General features: G+C 71.6%; 13 protein-coding genes and 1 riboswitch. Of the genes, 4 read left to right on the top strand and 9 right to left on the bottom strand.

Going from position 1 to position 13,631, the window contains the following annotated elements:
• Positions 1–236 (top strand): hypothetical protein (locus FM125_RS11895; protein WP_219337005.1); only part of this gene is annotated, 236 nt, incomplete at its 5' end.
• A 195-nt stretch (positions 237–431) separates the two neighbouring features.
• Here the strand turns inward: FM125_RS11895 and FM125_RS11900 are convergent.
• The 8 genes from FM125_RS11900 to FM125_RS00525 all read right to left on the bottom strand — a co-directional run bounded on the left by FM125_RS11900 (position 432) and on the right by FM125_RS00525 (position 8,284).
• A complete protein-coding gene (locus FM125_RS11900; protein ID WP_157531272.1) occupies positions 432–584 on the bottom strand; it encodes a hypothetical protein in 153 nt (50 codons plus the stop codon).
• Positions 585–753: 169 nt separating this feature from the next.
• The gene (locus FM125_RS00495) at positions 754–1,518 is read right to left on the bottom strand and encodes a MerR family transcriptional regulator (protein ID WP_219337006.1); all 765 of its coding nucleotides are present in this window, start codon (positions 1,516–1,518) and stop codon (positions 754–756) included.
• Between the two features lie 16 nt (positions 1,519–1,534).
• On the bottom strand, positions 1,535–2,440 hold the full coding sequence (locus tag FM125_RS00500; RefSeq protein WP_180525272.1) for a DUF2268 domain-containing putative Zn-dependent protease: 906 nt from the start codon (positions 2,438–2,440) through the stop codon (positions 1,535–1,537).
• Positions 2,441–2,579: 139 nt separating this feature from the next.
• On the bottom strand, positions 2,580–3,932 hold the full coding sequence (locus tag FM125_RS00505; RefSeq protein WP_087133303.1) for an RNase H family protein: 1,353 nt from the start codon (positions 3,930–3,932) through the stop codon (positions 2,580–2,582).
• 167 nt (positions 3,933–4,099) lie between these two features.
• Entirely contained in the window at positions 4,100–4,648 is a 549-nt protein-coding gene (locus tag FM125_RS00510) for a TetR family transcriptional regulator (protein ID WP_245829668.1), read from the bottom strand.
• A gap of 186 nt (positions 4,649–4,834) precedes the next feature.
• Positions 4,835–5,509: an ABC transporter ATP-binding protein gene (locus FM125_RS00515; RefSeq protein ID WP_245829673.1), complete on the bottom strand. Its 675-nt coding sequence runs from the start codon at positions 5,507–5,509 to the stop codon at positions 4,835–4,837.
• A 2-nt stretch (positions 5,510–5,511) separates the two neighbouring features.
• Positions 5,512–7,206 carry an ABC transporter permease gene (locus tag FM125_RS00520; protein ID WP_425435763.1) on the bottom strand — a complete coding sequence of 565 codons (1,695 nt, stop codon included), beginning with the start codon at positions 7,204–7,206 and terminating at the stop codon, positions 5,512–5,514.
• A gap of 10 nt (positions 7,207–7,216) precedes the next feature.
• A complete protein-coding gene (locus tag FM125_RS00525; RefSeq protein WP_067189688.1) occupies positions 7,217–8,284 on the bottom strand; it encodes a thiamine ABC transporter substrate-binding protein in 1,068 nt (355 codons plus the stop codon).
• Between the two features lie 71 nt (positions 8,285–8,355).
• Positions 8,356–8,464, bottom strand: a riboswitch (TPP riboswitch).
• A 151-nt stretch (positions 8,465–8,615) separates the two neighbouring features.
• Between FM125_RS00525 and FM125_RS00530 the strand changes: the two genes are divergently transcribed.
• The 3 genes from FM125_RS00530 to FM125_RS00540 all read left to right on the top strand — a co-directional run bounded on the left by FM125_RS00530 (position 8,616) and on the right by FM125_RS00540 (position 12,147).
• On the top strand, positions 8,616–10,166 hold the full coding sequence (locus FM125_RS00530) for an AI-2E family transporter (protein ID WP_245829670.1): 1,551 nt from the start codon (positions 8,616–8,618) through the stop codon (positions 10,164–10,166).
• Between the two features lie 182 nt (positions 10,167–10,348).
• Positions 10,349–11,593, top strand: a complete 1,245-nt coding sequence (locus tag FM125_RS00535; RefSeq protein ID WP_087133305.1) for an MFS transporter — start codon at positions 10,349–10,351, stop codon at positions 11,591–11,593.
• A gap of 38 nt (positions 11,594–11,631) precedes the next feature.
• On the top strand, positions 11,632–12,147 hold the full coding sequence (locus FM125_RS00540; protein ID WP_245829671.1) for a hypothetical protein: 516 nt from the start codon (positions 11,632–11,634) through the stop codon (positions 12,145–12,147).
• A gap of 216 nt (positions 12,148–12,363) precedes the next feature.
• On the opposite strand, the gene FM125_RS00545 is transcribed toward FM125_RS00540, so the two are convergent.
• Positions 12,364–13,305, bottom strand: coding sequence for a PDDEXK family nuclease (locus FM125_RS00545; protein ID WP_087133306.1), 942 nt, complete (start codon positions 13,303–13,305; stop codon positions 12,364–12,366).
• Positions 13,306–13,631 lie beyond the last annotated feature (326 nt).

Here is a 13,631-nt window from a genome sequence, read left to right on the forward strand (position 1 = left end):
GCGCCCGGCCCCGGAGCCTCGGCCGGGACCTCTGGGACTGGATCTGCGGCTGGGGGCTCGGGATCCTCGGCATCGTGGCGATCCTCTTCGGCGCCGCCTCCATCTCCAACACCCTGAACGGCAAGGGGCTCGTCTCCTCGGACGCCGGCAGCTACGCGATCAGCGGTGCGGCCATCGCCGTGGGGCTGTGGTGCGCGGTCGCCGCGTTCCGGCGGTGGAGCCGCTCCGGCTTCTGAATCCGTCGTCCTTGCCGCGCCGCGGCCGTCAGTCGATCCCGAGCCGTGCGCGCTCGGCGGCTCCGGACTCAACACGCCCCCGCCGGCCACGCCCACCACCACGGTGGGCGGACCGACGGGGGCGAGTGCCGTCGTCGGGCATCACCGGCGGGGAGGCCACCGCCAGGAGACGCTGCGCCGCCGCGCCCGGAGAGTTCAGCGGCCGCGGCCGCCCAACAGCCGGCGCCAGCTGATGCCGACGCCGCGGTTGGAGACGTTGAAGATGCCGAAGCGGCGGCCGACGCGCGGGCCTCCACGGCCGACGGAGGCGGTGGTGTTCTTGCCGATGCGCTTGCCGATGCGGAACATGCTGGGGTCCTTTCGTTCGAAGAATGCCTTCGAGTCGTCCACGCTACGGGCAGGCCGTCTCGCCTGGCCACCCGTGGGCGGCCGTCGGGCGGGAGGAAGCACGGAGGGGCTGCCGGTTCGAACGGGCCGTGTCAGGCCGGGCGGCGTGACGCCGGACCCTGGACGAGCGTCAGGCTGGACTGACGTGGATCCGCAGCGCTCGGGCCGCGAACTCGGCGGCTTCGGGGCCTCCGAAGGCGGGATGGAAGTCCGGATCGGTGACGTAGAGGTCGGCTACGCCGAGCACCATGGCAGTCGCGTTGGTCGGGTCGTCGGCGCAGGTGGGAGTGCCGGGGACCTGGGCGAACCATGCGACATGCGCGGCGGCGTGGGCCTGCGCCTCGGGGCTCGACGGCCCCAGGCCGGCTGCGTGCAGCTCGCCCCAGCGAGCAAGCAGCTGCTCAGCATCGGCCTGGAACTGCTGCTGCTGGGCCAGCGGCTTGGCGTGCCACCACCGGTGGGAGACGTCGAAAGCCTCCTGGCCCCAGCGGGAGACCACCGCGGCCTCATAACGGTCGTTGAAACCCTCGAGCAGCATGTCCATGCGGGGTCGGCGCCCCTGGCGACGCATCGCGATGGTGTGCTCGACCGATGCGATGCGCCGGTCCAGCGCCTCACGATCCCGGCGGAGCTGGACGAGGTGCGTCTCCAGGGCTGCCACTTCATCGGCCTGATCGTGTTCGGAGTCGAGAACGGCGGCGATCTCGTTGAGCGGCAGCCCGGCATCGCGCAGCAGCAGGATGCGCTGGAGGCGGGCCACGGCAGTCTGGCCGTAGTAGCGATAGCCGTTGGCGCCGATCCGGTCAGGGTGCAGCAGGCCGATCTGATGGTAATGCCGCAGGGTTCGGCCGCTGATCCCGGCACGCTGCGCCAGTTGCTGGACGGTCCACTCCACCACGACCCGCCTTCCCTCACTGTCCAGTCGTTGTCAGCCCCAACTGTGGCAGGGCCACCGCCACGACGTCGGCTGCGGGGACCGTCACGCACTCGGCCGCACTTCGACCCGTCGCGGACAGGTAGGCCTCGGCGATACGGGCGCCCGCCGCATAGCCCGCTCCGGTGGGCAGGCCGACCGGGGTTCCGCCGAACAGGCGTGCGCTGGCATCTCCCAGCACCCAAGCGCCGAAGTCCTGCATCCCGGTCACCTCCAGCCCCTCCACGACGCGTGCGAGGACCGCGTCGCTGGTGCGGGTCTGGTCGCTGACGAAGTGAGTGAGTCCCCGCGTGCCGTAGGCCTCAGCTGCGAACAGGTCCGCCAGCCCCTCGGCCACCACGTGCTCACCGACGGTGACGGTCCTCGGATCCCACACCACACCACCGGGCGAGTAGCGCACGTTGTGGTGGAGCTCGTGCAGGGCAATGGCCTCCAGGCGGTCCAGCACCTCCGACGACGGCCAGACGGTGATCGCGATGAAGCCGCTGATCCCGCCTGAGGCCGACAACCCGCGGACCTCGTCCATGAAGTGCCTGTTGTCAGGGTCGCCCAGGACGAGCAGCACCCGAAGGTCAGGCATGCGCATGGTCGGATTGGCTGCTGACAGACGCTCCAACCCGTCCCGTACAGCACGCTCGACCCGGCCCCACGCATCGGCTTCCTCCAAGGCCCTCAGGCCTTCGAGGACCTGGTCATGTGAGGTTTCCGGTCCGAAACCGAAGTTCTGGGCATGCACCCGGGCCAGGTCCGGCCCACCCGGGATGAAGAAGTACATGCCTGCCATCGGCGCCCACAGATCACGGGCCGCCTCGTTCCACTCGTCAGGCTGGGCCTGGGCCAGGCGCCGCATGCCGACGAGGCTGTCGATCATCGAGACTGTCATGCACTCGACCGTAAACATTGACGCGACGGCAAGGTCAATCCCGGCTTCGAGCAGCGTCTCCGGTGCAGTGCACACGACGTTTTCCCGAACGAAAGCGGGCCGGGACGCGACGGTTTTCCGAACGAAAGTGTCAAGGGGGTCAGTCGGGCAGGTCGACCTCGTGGCAGCCCTCGTGGCCGATCGGCCCGCCCTCCCATGCGCGGGCGATGCGGTCCAGGCGCTGGACCTGCTCGTCGTGGCCGGTGCCGGCGAGAGTGTTGCGGGCGATCGACCGGGCCAGGGCGTCCGCCAGCTCGTTGCCATGATGGCCCACGTGCCCCTTGATCCAGCGCACCTTCACGCTCTTGCCCAGCGAACAGATGTACTCCCGGATCTCCAGCAGGTGGCGAAGGGACTTGCGTACCCGGTCGCCGCGGGCACCACCCAGTGTCAGCGGCTCGTTCACGGCGTCCCGCAGCAGGGCCAGCGCCGCCCGGGAATCAGAGTGCATCACCACGGGTCCGTCCTGCCGCCCCGCCCACGCCGCCACCACATAGCCCAGCAGCAGCGCGTCCAGTTCGGACTCCACGGGCCGGGTGGCGCCGGGCACGGTGCGGGCCGCCCACACTCCGGGCTCGGCCGTCGCCGCCGCACCGCCGATGCGGGCCCCGCGCAGGGTGGCGCCGTCCACGAAGACGTCCGTCACCTCCGCAGGGGTGCGGCGGTCCATGTTGTGCAGCAGCTCCGGAGCCACGCGCTGCAGATAGCGCTGCACCCGCCGCCACTCGGCACGGTCCGCGGCAGACCCCGTGGGGGTCACCGTGCTCGGGGCGTCGTCGAGACGGATGCGCAGGGAACCGAGCTCCATCACCGCGTCCGGGACGATCTCCGGCAGCAGATAGGAGGAGCGCTGGGTGCCGTCAGCGGACTCGTCCAGGCGGTAGCCCACCACGTTCAGCCCCGGCGGCCCGACGGCCTCCAGCAGCCGAAGGGTCTCGGCGTCCTCGTCCGACCGCTTGTGCACGATCACCGGATCCTGCGGATCCTGGTCCGCCAGCGCGTGCTCCCAGAAGCGGTGCAGCTCGGCGACCGGGACCATGCCGACGTACACCTCGCCGCGCTCGTCGTCCCCGAGCTCGTCCAGCACCAGGGCCCGCGTGATGTACACGATGCCTCCGCGCACCGAGAACAGGTCCAGCCTGCAGCACGGGCCGAACCGGACGCCCTGGAGCAGGGCGGGCGCCTGCATCACCTTCACGCCGTCCCTGCGGGTCCGCATCACCGGCGGCCGGGGACGGACGGCCGAGGGGCGGACCGGCGCCGGGGTGGTCAGGCGCACCGGCATGCCCCGGTGATCCACCTCGAGCCGGCGGGGGCGCGGCGGGACAGACCGGGCGGCGGGGCCGAGGAACGCGAGCGCGGGGTCGAGCAGCGCACCCTGCGAGACGGCGTCCGCCTCGCTGTGCAGACCCCGCACGGACTCGCGTGCGGGGTGAGTGCTGCGCTGCTCCATGGTTCCTTTCCCTGCCCGTCGGTCCTGCGTCCTTCTCCGCGTCCGTTCCCGCCGTGCGGTGCGGCGGAACCCCCTGTGCCGCACAAATGGTCAATCCTAGAGCCGCCGGAGCCGAGACCCCACAAGAAGACACCTGCTGTGCGTCCGCTGCGGCCCTTCGCGGGGTGCTAGCCCGGAGCCGCTCTCTCCGCCTGATCTGACCTGCTGCACCGAGCGTGCGCCTGACAGTCCGGACCGAGCTCCACACCGAGGGCCGCGGCCTGCTCCCGCTGCTGCCGCAGGGCCGCGGCGCCGAGCATGCCGGCCAGCGCGCGCTCGCCGGAGCCCGGATCCGGGGCCGTCTCCACGAACATCCGATGCAGGGCCGAGCCTCCCAGCCCCAGGGCCAGGGAGGAGAGCACCACGTCCGCGCCGTCCCGGTGGCGCAGCAGGACGGCCTCGGCCGCCGAGGACAGCTCCTCGAGGTCCTCGAGCCGATGGGCGCGGACCGTGCGCTCCACGTCCGCGACGATCCTGTCCGCCACGCGGGCCAGCAGCGTCTGCTTGTTGGGGACATGCCAGTACAGTGCCGAAGCCTGCACACCGAGCACCCCGGCCACGCGGCGCATGGACAGGTCCCCCATGCCGAAGTCCTGCAGGATGGTGACGGCCGCGTCCACGACCTCGTCTACGGTCAGCCGACCGCGGGGGCGAGGAGCATCAGCAGCAGAGGTCACCCTGTGAACATATCCGAGCCACCCGAGGACCGGGAGGTTCGGCGGCTGAACTTTCGCTGGATGCGCAACGGGCCGGATGCGGCACGGGCAGGACGCGCAACGGGACCGCGGCGCCGCAGCGCGCCGACGGCCGCACCGCGGCGCCGCACCCCGGCACCCCCGTCGACCGCCGCAGCCGGCGACGGCTCAGACCACGGTGAGGGAGCCGTCGTCGTGCAGGCGGACCACCCGGTCCGCGAGGGCGGCGGCCTCCTCACGGTCATGGGTGACGTGCACGGCGGTGGTGCCGGTGGCCTTGAGGATCTGCCGGATGTCCGCGGACAGGCGCTCGCGCAGGTCCCGGTCCAGGGCGGAGAGCGGCTCGTCCAGCAGCAGCACCCGCGGGGACGGGGCCAGCGAACGGGCCAGGGCCACCCGCTGGGCCTGACCGCCGGAGAGGTTCTGCACGGGGCGGTCGCCGAACGCGGCGAGGTCCACCAGCTCCAACATCTGCGCCGCCCGGTCCTGGCGTGCGGCCCGCGGCACCTTCGCGGACTCCAGGCCGTAGGCCACGTTCCGTGCCACCGAGCGGTGCGGGAACAGCTGGCCGTCCTGGAAGACCATGCCCACCCCACGCCGGTGCGTGGGCACACCCGTGACGTCCTGGCCGTCCAGCAGGATCCGCCCGGTGCTGACGCGCTCCAGGCCGGCGATGCCGCGCAACAGAGTGGACTTGCCGGAGCCCGAGGCGCCCAGCAGCGCCACGATCTCGCCCGGGGCCAGCGTCAGGTCCACCCCGGACACCGGCGCGGTGCCGTCCGGGTAGGACACCGTCACGTCCTCGAGCGTCAGGGCCGCACCGTGCTCCATGCCCATGCCCATGCTCACCATGCTCCTCCCGTCCCGGCGGCGCCGCGCGGACGCAGCCTCTCGCACACCACCATCACGGTGGCGGTGACCAGGGCCAGCACCACCGCGCCGGCCAGGGCCATCCCGTAGTTCTCCGCCCCCGGACGGCCCAGCAGCTTCACCACCACGATCGGCAGCGTCTGATAGTCCGGGCTCGCCAGGAAGCTGGTGGCCCCGAACTCGCCCAGGGACACCGCGAACGCGAAGCCCGCGGCCAGGCCCACCGCCCGCAGCAGCACCGGCCCGTCCACGGTGAGCAGCACCCGCCAGGGGCCGGCGCCGAGCGTGCCGGCGGCCTCGCGCAGCCGGTGGTCCACCGCGCCGAGCACCGGCACGAGCGTGCGCACCACCAGCGGCAGCGCCACCACGGCCTGGGCCAGCGGCACCAGCGCCCCGGACTGGGCGAGCTCCCGGAACTGAAGCTGCAGGGACACCACGAATCCGAAGCCCACCGTCACCGCGGAGACACCCAGCGGCAGCATCACCGCGCCGTCCAGCCAGCGCTGGGCCCGCCGTGCCGCAGCGGAGTGGAACGGGCGGGTCAGCAGCAGGGCCAGCGGAATGCCGGCCAGCAGGGTGAACACGGTGGCGTCCCCGGCGATCTTCACCGAGTGCTCCAGCGCCTGCAGCACCGTGGTGCCGCCGGCGAACCCGGCGCCCGAGCTCTCCGCGAGCAGCCGGTAGTTCCGCAGCCCCCAGCCCTCGCTCGAGTGGAACGAACGGACCAGCAGCGAGCCCAGCGGCAGCAGGATCAGCGTGGCCGCCACGGCGGTGACCAGCGCCGGCGCCCAGTCACGCCGTCCCAGCGGCACCGCGTACGCGTCCCGGATGCGCAGCGCACGCACGGTCCTGGCGGAGGCGGCGGAGGACAGCCCGATGGCCGCCAGCACCACCAGCAGCTGCAGCACGGAGAACACGGCGGCCACCCGCAGGTCCAAGTAGACCGACGTCTGCACCCAGATCTCCGTCTCCAGGGTGCCCACCCCGGGGCGGCCGAGCGTCTGGACGATCCCGAACGCCGAGCAGCAGAACAGGAACACCAGCGAGCCCGCCGAGGCGATCGCCGGGCCCAGCTGCGGCAGCGTGACCGTGCGGAACACCCGCCACGGGGACGCGCCGAGCGAGGCCGCCGCCTCCGCCTGCCGCGGGTCCAGCACGGACCACAGCCCACCGACCTGGCGCACCACCACGGAGACGTTGAAGAACACCATGGCCAGCACCACCGCCGTGGTGGTCTGGTCCAGGCCGAGGAACCCGAGCGGCCCGCCCGGGGCCAGCAGGGCGCGGAAGGCCACGCCCACCACCACGGTGGGCAGCACGAACGGCACCGTCACCACGGCGCGCAGCGCGTCCCTGCCCGGGAACGTGCGCCGGTAGAGCACGAAGGCCGCCGGCAGGCCCACGGCCAGGGACAGGGCCGCGCCGGCCGCCGCCATGCCCAGGGTGTGGCCGAGGATCCGCCAGGTGCGCTCGCGGCCGAGGACCTCGCCGAAGGCGGTGAGGTCCAGGGCGCCGTCCGCGGTGACGCCCCGCAGGAACATCGCGCCGACCGGCCACAGGAAGAAGACCGCGAGGAAGGTCAGCGGCAGGACGGCGGCCAGCAGCCACCAGGCGCCCAGCCCGTCGCCGGACGGCCGGGCGCGCGGCCGCCGCTGAAGGACGGACGGCAGGCTCACGTGCTCAACGGTCCTCGCGCAGGGCGGTGAAGTCCTTCAGCCACTGCTCGCGGTGCTCTGCCACGGCCTTCGGGTCCGGGGTGATGGGGTCCTCCGCCATCTGCGCGTTCTCCGCCCACTCCTCGGGCAGTTCGACGGACTCGTCGATCGGGTACATGTACATGGACTCCGGGAACGCCTCCTGGAACTCCTCGGACAGCATGAACTCGATGAACGCCTGGGCGCCCTCCGGGTTCTGCGCGCCCTCGACCACACCGGCGAACTCGGTCTGCGGGGTGCAGGTGCCCTCCACGTTGCCGGTGGTCGGCGCGTAGGCGGGGGAGGAGGAGTAGGAGAGCACGAGCGGGAAGTCGCCCTCGCCGTCACCGCCGGAGAAGTCGGTGTAGTAGGCGTCGGACCAGGAGGAGGCCACCTTGGTGCCGCCGTCCAGGGCCTTCGTCCACCAGTCCTGCCAGCCGTCTTCACCCTCGGCCTCCACGGTGGCGGCCAGGAAGGCCAGGCCGGGGGAGGAGGTGACCGGGTCGGTGACCACGAGCAGCTCGGCGTACTCCGGCTTCGTGAGGTCGTCGAGTCCCTGCGGCTCGTCCATGCCCTTGTCCTCGAACCACTCGTGGTCCACGTTGACGCAGACCTGGCCCTGGTCGATCGGGATCATCTTGCCCTCCACCACGCGGTCCTTCGCCGACTCCGGCAGGCCCTCCGGCGTCACATCCGCCAGGACGCCGCCGTCCACGAGGGTGTGGGTGGAGTGGTCCTCCACGCCGTAGACGCCGTCCACGGTGGGGGAGTCCTTCGCCAGCAGCAGCTGGTTGACCACGGTGCCGGCGTCGCCGGGGGCGGTGGTCTTCAGCTCGTAGCCGGTCTCCTCGGTGAACTTCTCCAGCAGCTCCTTCGGGGGCTCGAAGGAGTCGTGGGTCATGATGGTGACCGTCTTCTTCGGGGCGTCCGAGCCCTGCTCCTCGGAGGATCCCCCGCCGGTCTGGTCCGCCACGGAGCAGGCGGACAGGGCCAGGACGGCCAGGGCGGACAGGCCGAAGGCGGCCGTGCGGGAACGGGCAGTGGTGTGGGACATCGTCTGTCTCGGCCTCCTGTGGTGCGGAGGGGCCCGGACGCCCACACCCGGACGGGGCGCGGAGCATCCGAGTTGAGAGGTTCTCGACTTCCTTCGCCGGTACGGGCCGGAGCAGGTTCGAGGGTCTGCGCATCGGGCGCACTCTCAGCGCCCCGTGCGGGCGCTCCCCTGTCGATGTGCGCCCCACCCTACCGGCACCGGCGGTGCGGCGGGAAATGCCGGTCAGGGGCCGTCGTCGGGAAGGAGACCGGGCGCGGTGCGCCCGCCATCCTGAGGCACGACGACGGCTCCTTCGCTTCCCGCGTCCGTCTCGCCCCGTACACTGCCTGACGTGAACGAGGCCACTTTCAACGCGCGCGACGGCGCGGCCCACGGCGAGCGCATGCCGGGCGAATCCCACCCGGCGGGCGACCGTGCGCGCCGGCAGCGGATCCGATCCATCGAATCCGAGTGGAACACCTCCCGCCCGCACCGGCTCTGGCCGCGGATGCTGGTGCTGGTGCTCATCGCCGCGGGCCTGGTCATCACGGTGGAGTTCGTGCAGGGCCTGTCCCAGATCATCGCCCCGGTCTTCCTCGGCCTGAACTTCGTGGTGGTGGTCTACCCGGTGCAGGCGTGGCTGACCCGCCGCGGCCTTCACCCGGTGTTCGGGGCCACCGTGTCCGTGCTGCTGGTGGCGGCGGTGTTCTGCGCGTTCGTGGGCCTGCTGTTCTGGTCCATCCTCGAGCTCGTGGACGCCCTGCCGCAGTACACCGGCGAGGTGCAGGCGCTGGTCGTGGACGTCAGCGACCAGCTGATCGCGTGGGGCCTGTCCCCGGAGGCCGTCCAGCAGCAGGTGAACGGGATCGACTGGAAAGACGTCTCCGGCGCCGCGGTGTCCACGCTGACCGCCATCGCCACGAACACGTGGGCCGTGTTCGGCCTGCTGCTGACCGTGGTGATGTCCATGTTCTTCCTGGCCATGGACTCCATGGGCGTCGAGCGCCGCGTGCACCTGCTCAACACCGCCCGGGACGAACTCGGCGACGCGCTGATCGCCTTCGCTCAGGGCGTGCGCCGCTACTGGCTGGTGACCACCGTGTTCGGCCTCATCGTGGCCATCCTGGACGTGGTGGCCCTCATGATCATCGGCGTCCCGCTGGCCCTGGTGTGGGGCGTGTTCAGCTTCCTCACCAACTACATCCCGAACATCGGCTTCGTGATCGGCCTGATCCCGCCGGCCCTGCTCGGCCTGGTGGAGGGTGGCTGGCCCGCCTTCTTCGCCGTGGTCATCAGCTACTCCGTGCTGAACTTCGTGCTGCAGTCCATCATCCAGCCGAAGGTCGCCGGAGACGCCGTGGGCGTCATCCCCACCGTCTCCTTCATTTCCCTGCTCTTCTGGGCCTGGGTCCTGGGCCCGCTCGGGGCGATCCTCGCCCTGCCCGCCACCCTCCTGGTCAAGGCGATCCTCATCGACGCGGACCCGCACGCCAGGTGGCTCAACGTGTTCATCGCCGCGGACCTGAAGGGCATGGAGCGGTTCCATCTGCCCAAGCTGCTGCAGCGGCGGCAGAAGGAGCAGAAGGCGAAGGACAAGGCCGTGGCGGAGGCCGCGGAGAAGGAGTGCGTGGCCGCCACCGACGGTGCCGAGGGGCAGGGGCACCCGGAGAAGGAGCGCATGGCCGCGGCGGAGGAGCACCGCGTGGACGCGCAGAAGGACTGGATGGCCGCCGAGCAGGAGGCCGTGGCCTCCTCGCCCGACACCCCCGTGCAGCCGGTCGCCGAGGGTGTGGCTCCCGCCGAGACCGACGTCGCCACCCACGCCGATCTGCGCCGGGGCACCGAGCTCGAGGACCACGTCGTCCGGGACGTGGACGACGACCCCGGTGCCCGCAAAGGCTGAACCGCTCCGTGCACGCTGAACGGAACCGGGCGGAGAGCCAGAAGCCTGCGGCCCCTCGAACGGAGCCTCGTCGGGAGGGCGCCCGGCGAGCGGATGCCGGCTGGGAGGATGCTCGGCAGTCCGGTGCCGGCGCCGCCGGGCGGCGCCGCGGTGGGGGACTGCTGTTCGTCCTGGTCAGCATCATGGCGGCCGGACCTCTGCTGAACTACGGCGTCTCCGCCTCCTCCGCCCTGGTGGTCGAGCGCCTCGGCATCGACGACGGCCTGCTCGGCACCATCGTCTCAGTCGTGTTCGTCTCGGCAGCCGTCACCTCGCTCTGGCTCGGCCGCCTGGCAGATCGGCTGTCCGTCCGCGCCCAGGTGGCGATCGTCTACGGCGGCTCCGCCCTGGCCCTCGTGGTGGCCGCCTTCGCCCAGCAGTACGCCCTGCTCCTCGTGGCCGCCGCCCTCGTGGGCCCGACCCAGGCGATCGCCAACCCGACCACCAACCGCATCATCCTGGCCGAGGCCCCACCTGGGCGGAAGACCAGCTGGATCGGAGTGAAGCAGTCCGGCGTGCAGGCCTCCCAGCTGTTCGCCGGACTGTTCTTCCCGGCCGTGGCCCTGGCCTTCGGCTGGACCGGTGCCGCCCTTGGCGCGGCCTGCGTGGCGCTGCTGCTGTGGGTCATCGCCGAGGTCGTCCTCGGCCGTGCCGCGGATGCCGCCCCGTCGGCAGGCGAGGCCTCCGGGAGGAAGGTGAGGGGCCGCCGTCGCCAAGGGCGTCCGGACGCCGCGGAGAAGGCGAGGGCACAAGACGCGGTGAAGGCGACGACGTCGTCGGCGGGCCGGGGAGCGACGCGCGCCGCGGAGCGGCTGCCGGCCGAAGTGTGGCTGACGGCGGCGATCGCGTTCCTGAACGGCCTCGGCACGCAGAGCACCAACGTGTACCTGGCGCTGTTCGCGGTGCGCGAGGTCAGCTTCGGCGTGACCGCCGCAGGCATGGCGGTGGCCGTGGCCGGCGTCGTCGGCGTGGTCTCCCGCGTGATGTGGGGACGGCGCATGGACGCCGGGGGCCGGCCGACCACGCTGCTGATGATCATCGGGCTCGGGGCGATCGGCTCCACCGTGCTGCTCGTGCTGGCCGGCACGCTGCACCAGCCGGCCCTCGTGTGGGCGGCCGCGGCCATGCACGGCATCTCCGCGCTCGGCACGAACGTGGTGCTCAACGCCTTCCTGCTGACCCTCGTGCCGCGGGAGCAGATCGGCGCCGCCTCTGGCGTGAACTCCATGGGCATGTTCGCCGGGTTCTCGCTCGGGCCGATCGTCATGGGCGCCGTGCTCGGGGCCACCGGGCACTTCACGGTCGGCTGGTGGGTCATGGGCGGGCTCTACGCGTGCGGGATCCTCGTGGTGCTGGTGCTGCGGGCCCGCGTGAGTGGCCGGGCCTGAGACCCGGGGGCCTGTGTGGCAGGCGTAGGATTCCGGGCATGAGTGCAGAGTCCCTTACCCGGTCCGGTGTCCGCCGCCTGTTCGAGGACACGGCCGGCGGACCGCGCGGCGGACGTGCGGTTCTGCTGCTGGTCCCGGGGCTGTGGCTCGGCCTGCTCACCGGCATCTCCCTGATCGAGGCGCCGCTGAAGTTCACTGCACCGGGGATCACCATCCCACTGGGCCTGGGCATCGGCCGCCGCGTGTTCCTCGCCATGAACATCGTGGAGTTCGTGCTCGCCGTGCTCCTGGTGGTGGCCCTGCTGAAGACCGCAGGGCGCCCGGCGCGCCGCCCGCTCTGGGGTTGGACCGCCGGGATCCTGGCGGTCTATGCCGTGAAGGTGCTCGTCATTCGGCCGATCCTCAACGTGCGGACCGACGCCGTCCTCGCCGGTCAGTCCGCAGGTGGGTCCATGACGCATCTGTTCTACGTCGCAGCGGACGGTGCCCTCATCGTTCTGCTGGTCGCCTTGACGGTCACCGCTGTCCGGGGCCTGCTGCCGGCCGAACGCTGACCCGGTGAACGCCGATCCGGTGAACGCTCACCCGGCGCACCCCGACTCGTCGAACCAGAAGGTCTGGCTACTTCACGAGCCGTCGAAGTGGCCGTTTGTTCTGGTTCGCCGTGCCGGACTCTCTGGGTCGTCGTGGCATCCCCAGCACGCTCAGGGCCGATGATCGGAGCGGCCGGAGATCGGCGCCGGGCGGTGAGGGGCGCCGGGCGGCGAGGTTCAGGCGCCTCGACTGGCGAACGCCGCGGCCAGGTCCGCCATGAGCGCCAGACGTCCGTCCTTGGTCAGTGCCGAGCCGGCGACGCGGATGACGATCCATCCCTCCGCCTGCATCCGGCGGTCGCGGTCGATGTCCTTGCGGAACTGCTCTTGGCCCCGGTGGTGGTCACCGTCGTACTGGATGCAGATCTTGAGTTCTTCCCAGGCGAGGTCAGGACGCACCAGGCGTCCGTCCGCGAGACGGATCACCGGGTTCACCGCGGGTTCGGGGAACCCGTGGTCCACAGTCATGAGACGGACGCGGGTCTCGGGGATCGAGTCGACGCCGGAGCGCACCGACTCCCATGCTTCTCTCGCGAGACGGACGCCGCGTCGGCCGCGGCGGTCGGTCATCGCCTGAAGGACGTCGGAGGGTTCGGCGAGTGGGAAGTCGAAGCGGGACTTCTCGGCTCCGGGGCCGTCTGCGCGCTGGCGCAGGCTGTCGCCGCAGGCCACCAGGTCGTCGAGGAACCGGGTCTGTCCTGCCAGGTCGACCCAGGTGTGCGCCGGCGAAGTCAGCCGTATGCCGTCGACCTCGGTGATGCCGGCAGTGCTCTTCAACTCGTGACCCTTCACCCCGATGCGGCGCGGGGTCCCGCCGTCGTCGCGGTGCCGAGAGAGATGGATGTCGTCATTGCGCGGCTCCAACGTGCCTGGCAGCCACATGCCCCAGAGGGCGGCCGCTGTCCAGTGGGTGGCGATCGATCCGGGGGAGAGCCGCTGCAGGAGCCGGACCTGGTCTGCGAAGCTCGGCGGGGAGTCTGTGCGGGAGCGAACACCCCAGTAGGGGCTGACGAGGTCGCCGGCGCGGAGCCGGTTGCGGCGGACGTCGAGCGAGGTGGCCTCGGCGACGGTGAACAGGGACGGCAGCGAGGCAGGCAACGGGGTGGAGAGCATCGGCATGTGGCCAGCGTGGTTCGAGGCCGCTGTCCTGTGGGCGTCGCAGGCACATTCTGTGGAGGGAACCGGTAGGTCGGTCCGCTGTGGAGGAGAGGAAACGGTTCGTGGACCGTGATGAGGGCGAGTCGTGGACCGTGATGAGGGCGAGGGTGACGTGCGCGTGCTGCGTGTGCCGGTGGCGCGCTGCGAACGCTGAGACGGCATGGCTCGCCGCGCTGAGACGGTGCCTCATTGCCCTGGGCCAATGTCTCTGGCTCGGCGAACCAGAGAGTGTGGGCGTGTCAACTTGTCTGTGTAAGCGGGGTGGTCACAGGTAGGGGTTGATCCGG

The sequence above is a fragment of the Micrococcus lylae genome, assembly GCF_900163825.1.
Classification (GTDB): Bacteria; Actinomycetota; Actinomycetes; order Actinomycetales; family Micrococcaceae; genus Micrococcus; species Micrococcus lylae.

Excerpts from the sequence above, each read along its gene's own strand:
- FM125_RS00500 (WP_180525272.1), bottom strand. The coding sequence starts at position 2,440 with ATGACAGTCTCGATGATCGACAGCCTCGTCGGCATGCGGCGCCTGGCC.
- FM125_RS00535 (WP_087133305.1), top strand. The coding sequence starts at position 10,349 with ATGGCGGCCGGACCTCTGCTGAACTACGGCGTCTCCGCCTCCTCCGCC.
- FM125_RS00525 (WP_067189688.1), bottom strand. The coding sequence starts at position 8,284 with ATGTCCCACACCACTGCCCGTTCCCGCACGGCCGCCTTCGGCCTGTCC.
- FM125_RS00505 (WP_087133303.1), bottom strand. The coding sequence starts at position 3,932 with ATGGAGCAGCGCAGCACTCACCCCGCACGCGAGTCCGTGCGGGGTCTG.
- FM125_RS11900 (WP_157531272.1), bottom strand. The coding sequence starts at position 584 with ATGTTCCGCATCGGCAAGCGCATCGGCAAGAACACCACCGCCTCCGTC.
- FM125_RS00540 (WP_245829671.1), top strand. The coding sequence starts at position 11,632 with ATGAGTGCAGAGTCCCTTACCCGGTCCGGTGTCCGCCGCCTGTTCGAG.
- FM125_RS00515 (WP_245829673.1), bottom strand. The coding sequence starts at position 5,509 with ATGGGCATGGGCATGGAGCACGGTGCGGCCCTGACGCTCGAGGACGTG.
- FM125_RS00545 (WP_087133306.1), bottom strand. The coding sequence starts at position 13,305 with ATGCCGATGCTCTCCACCCCGTTGCCTGCCTCGCTGCCGTCCCTGTTC.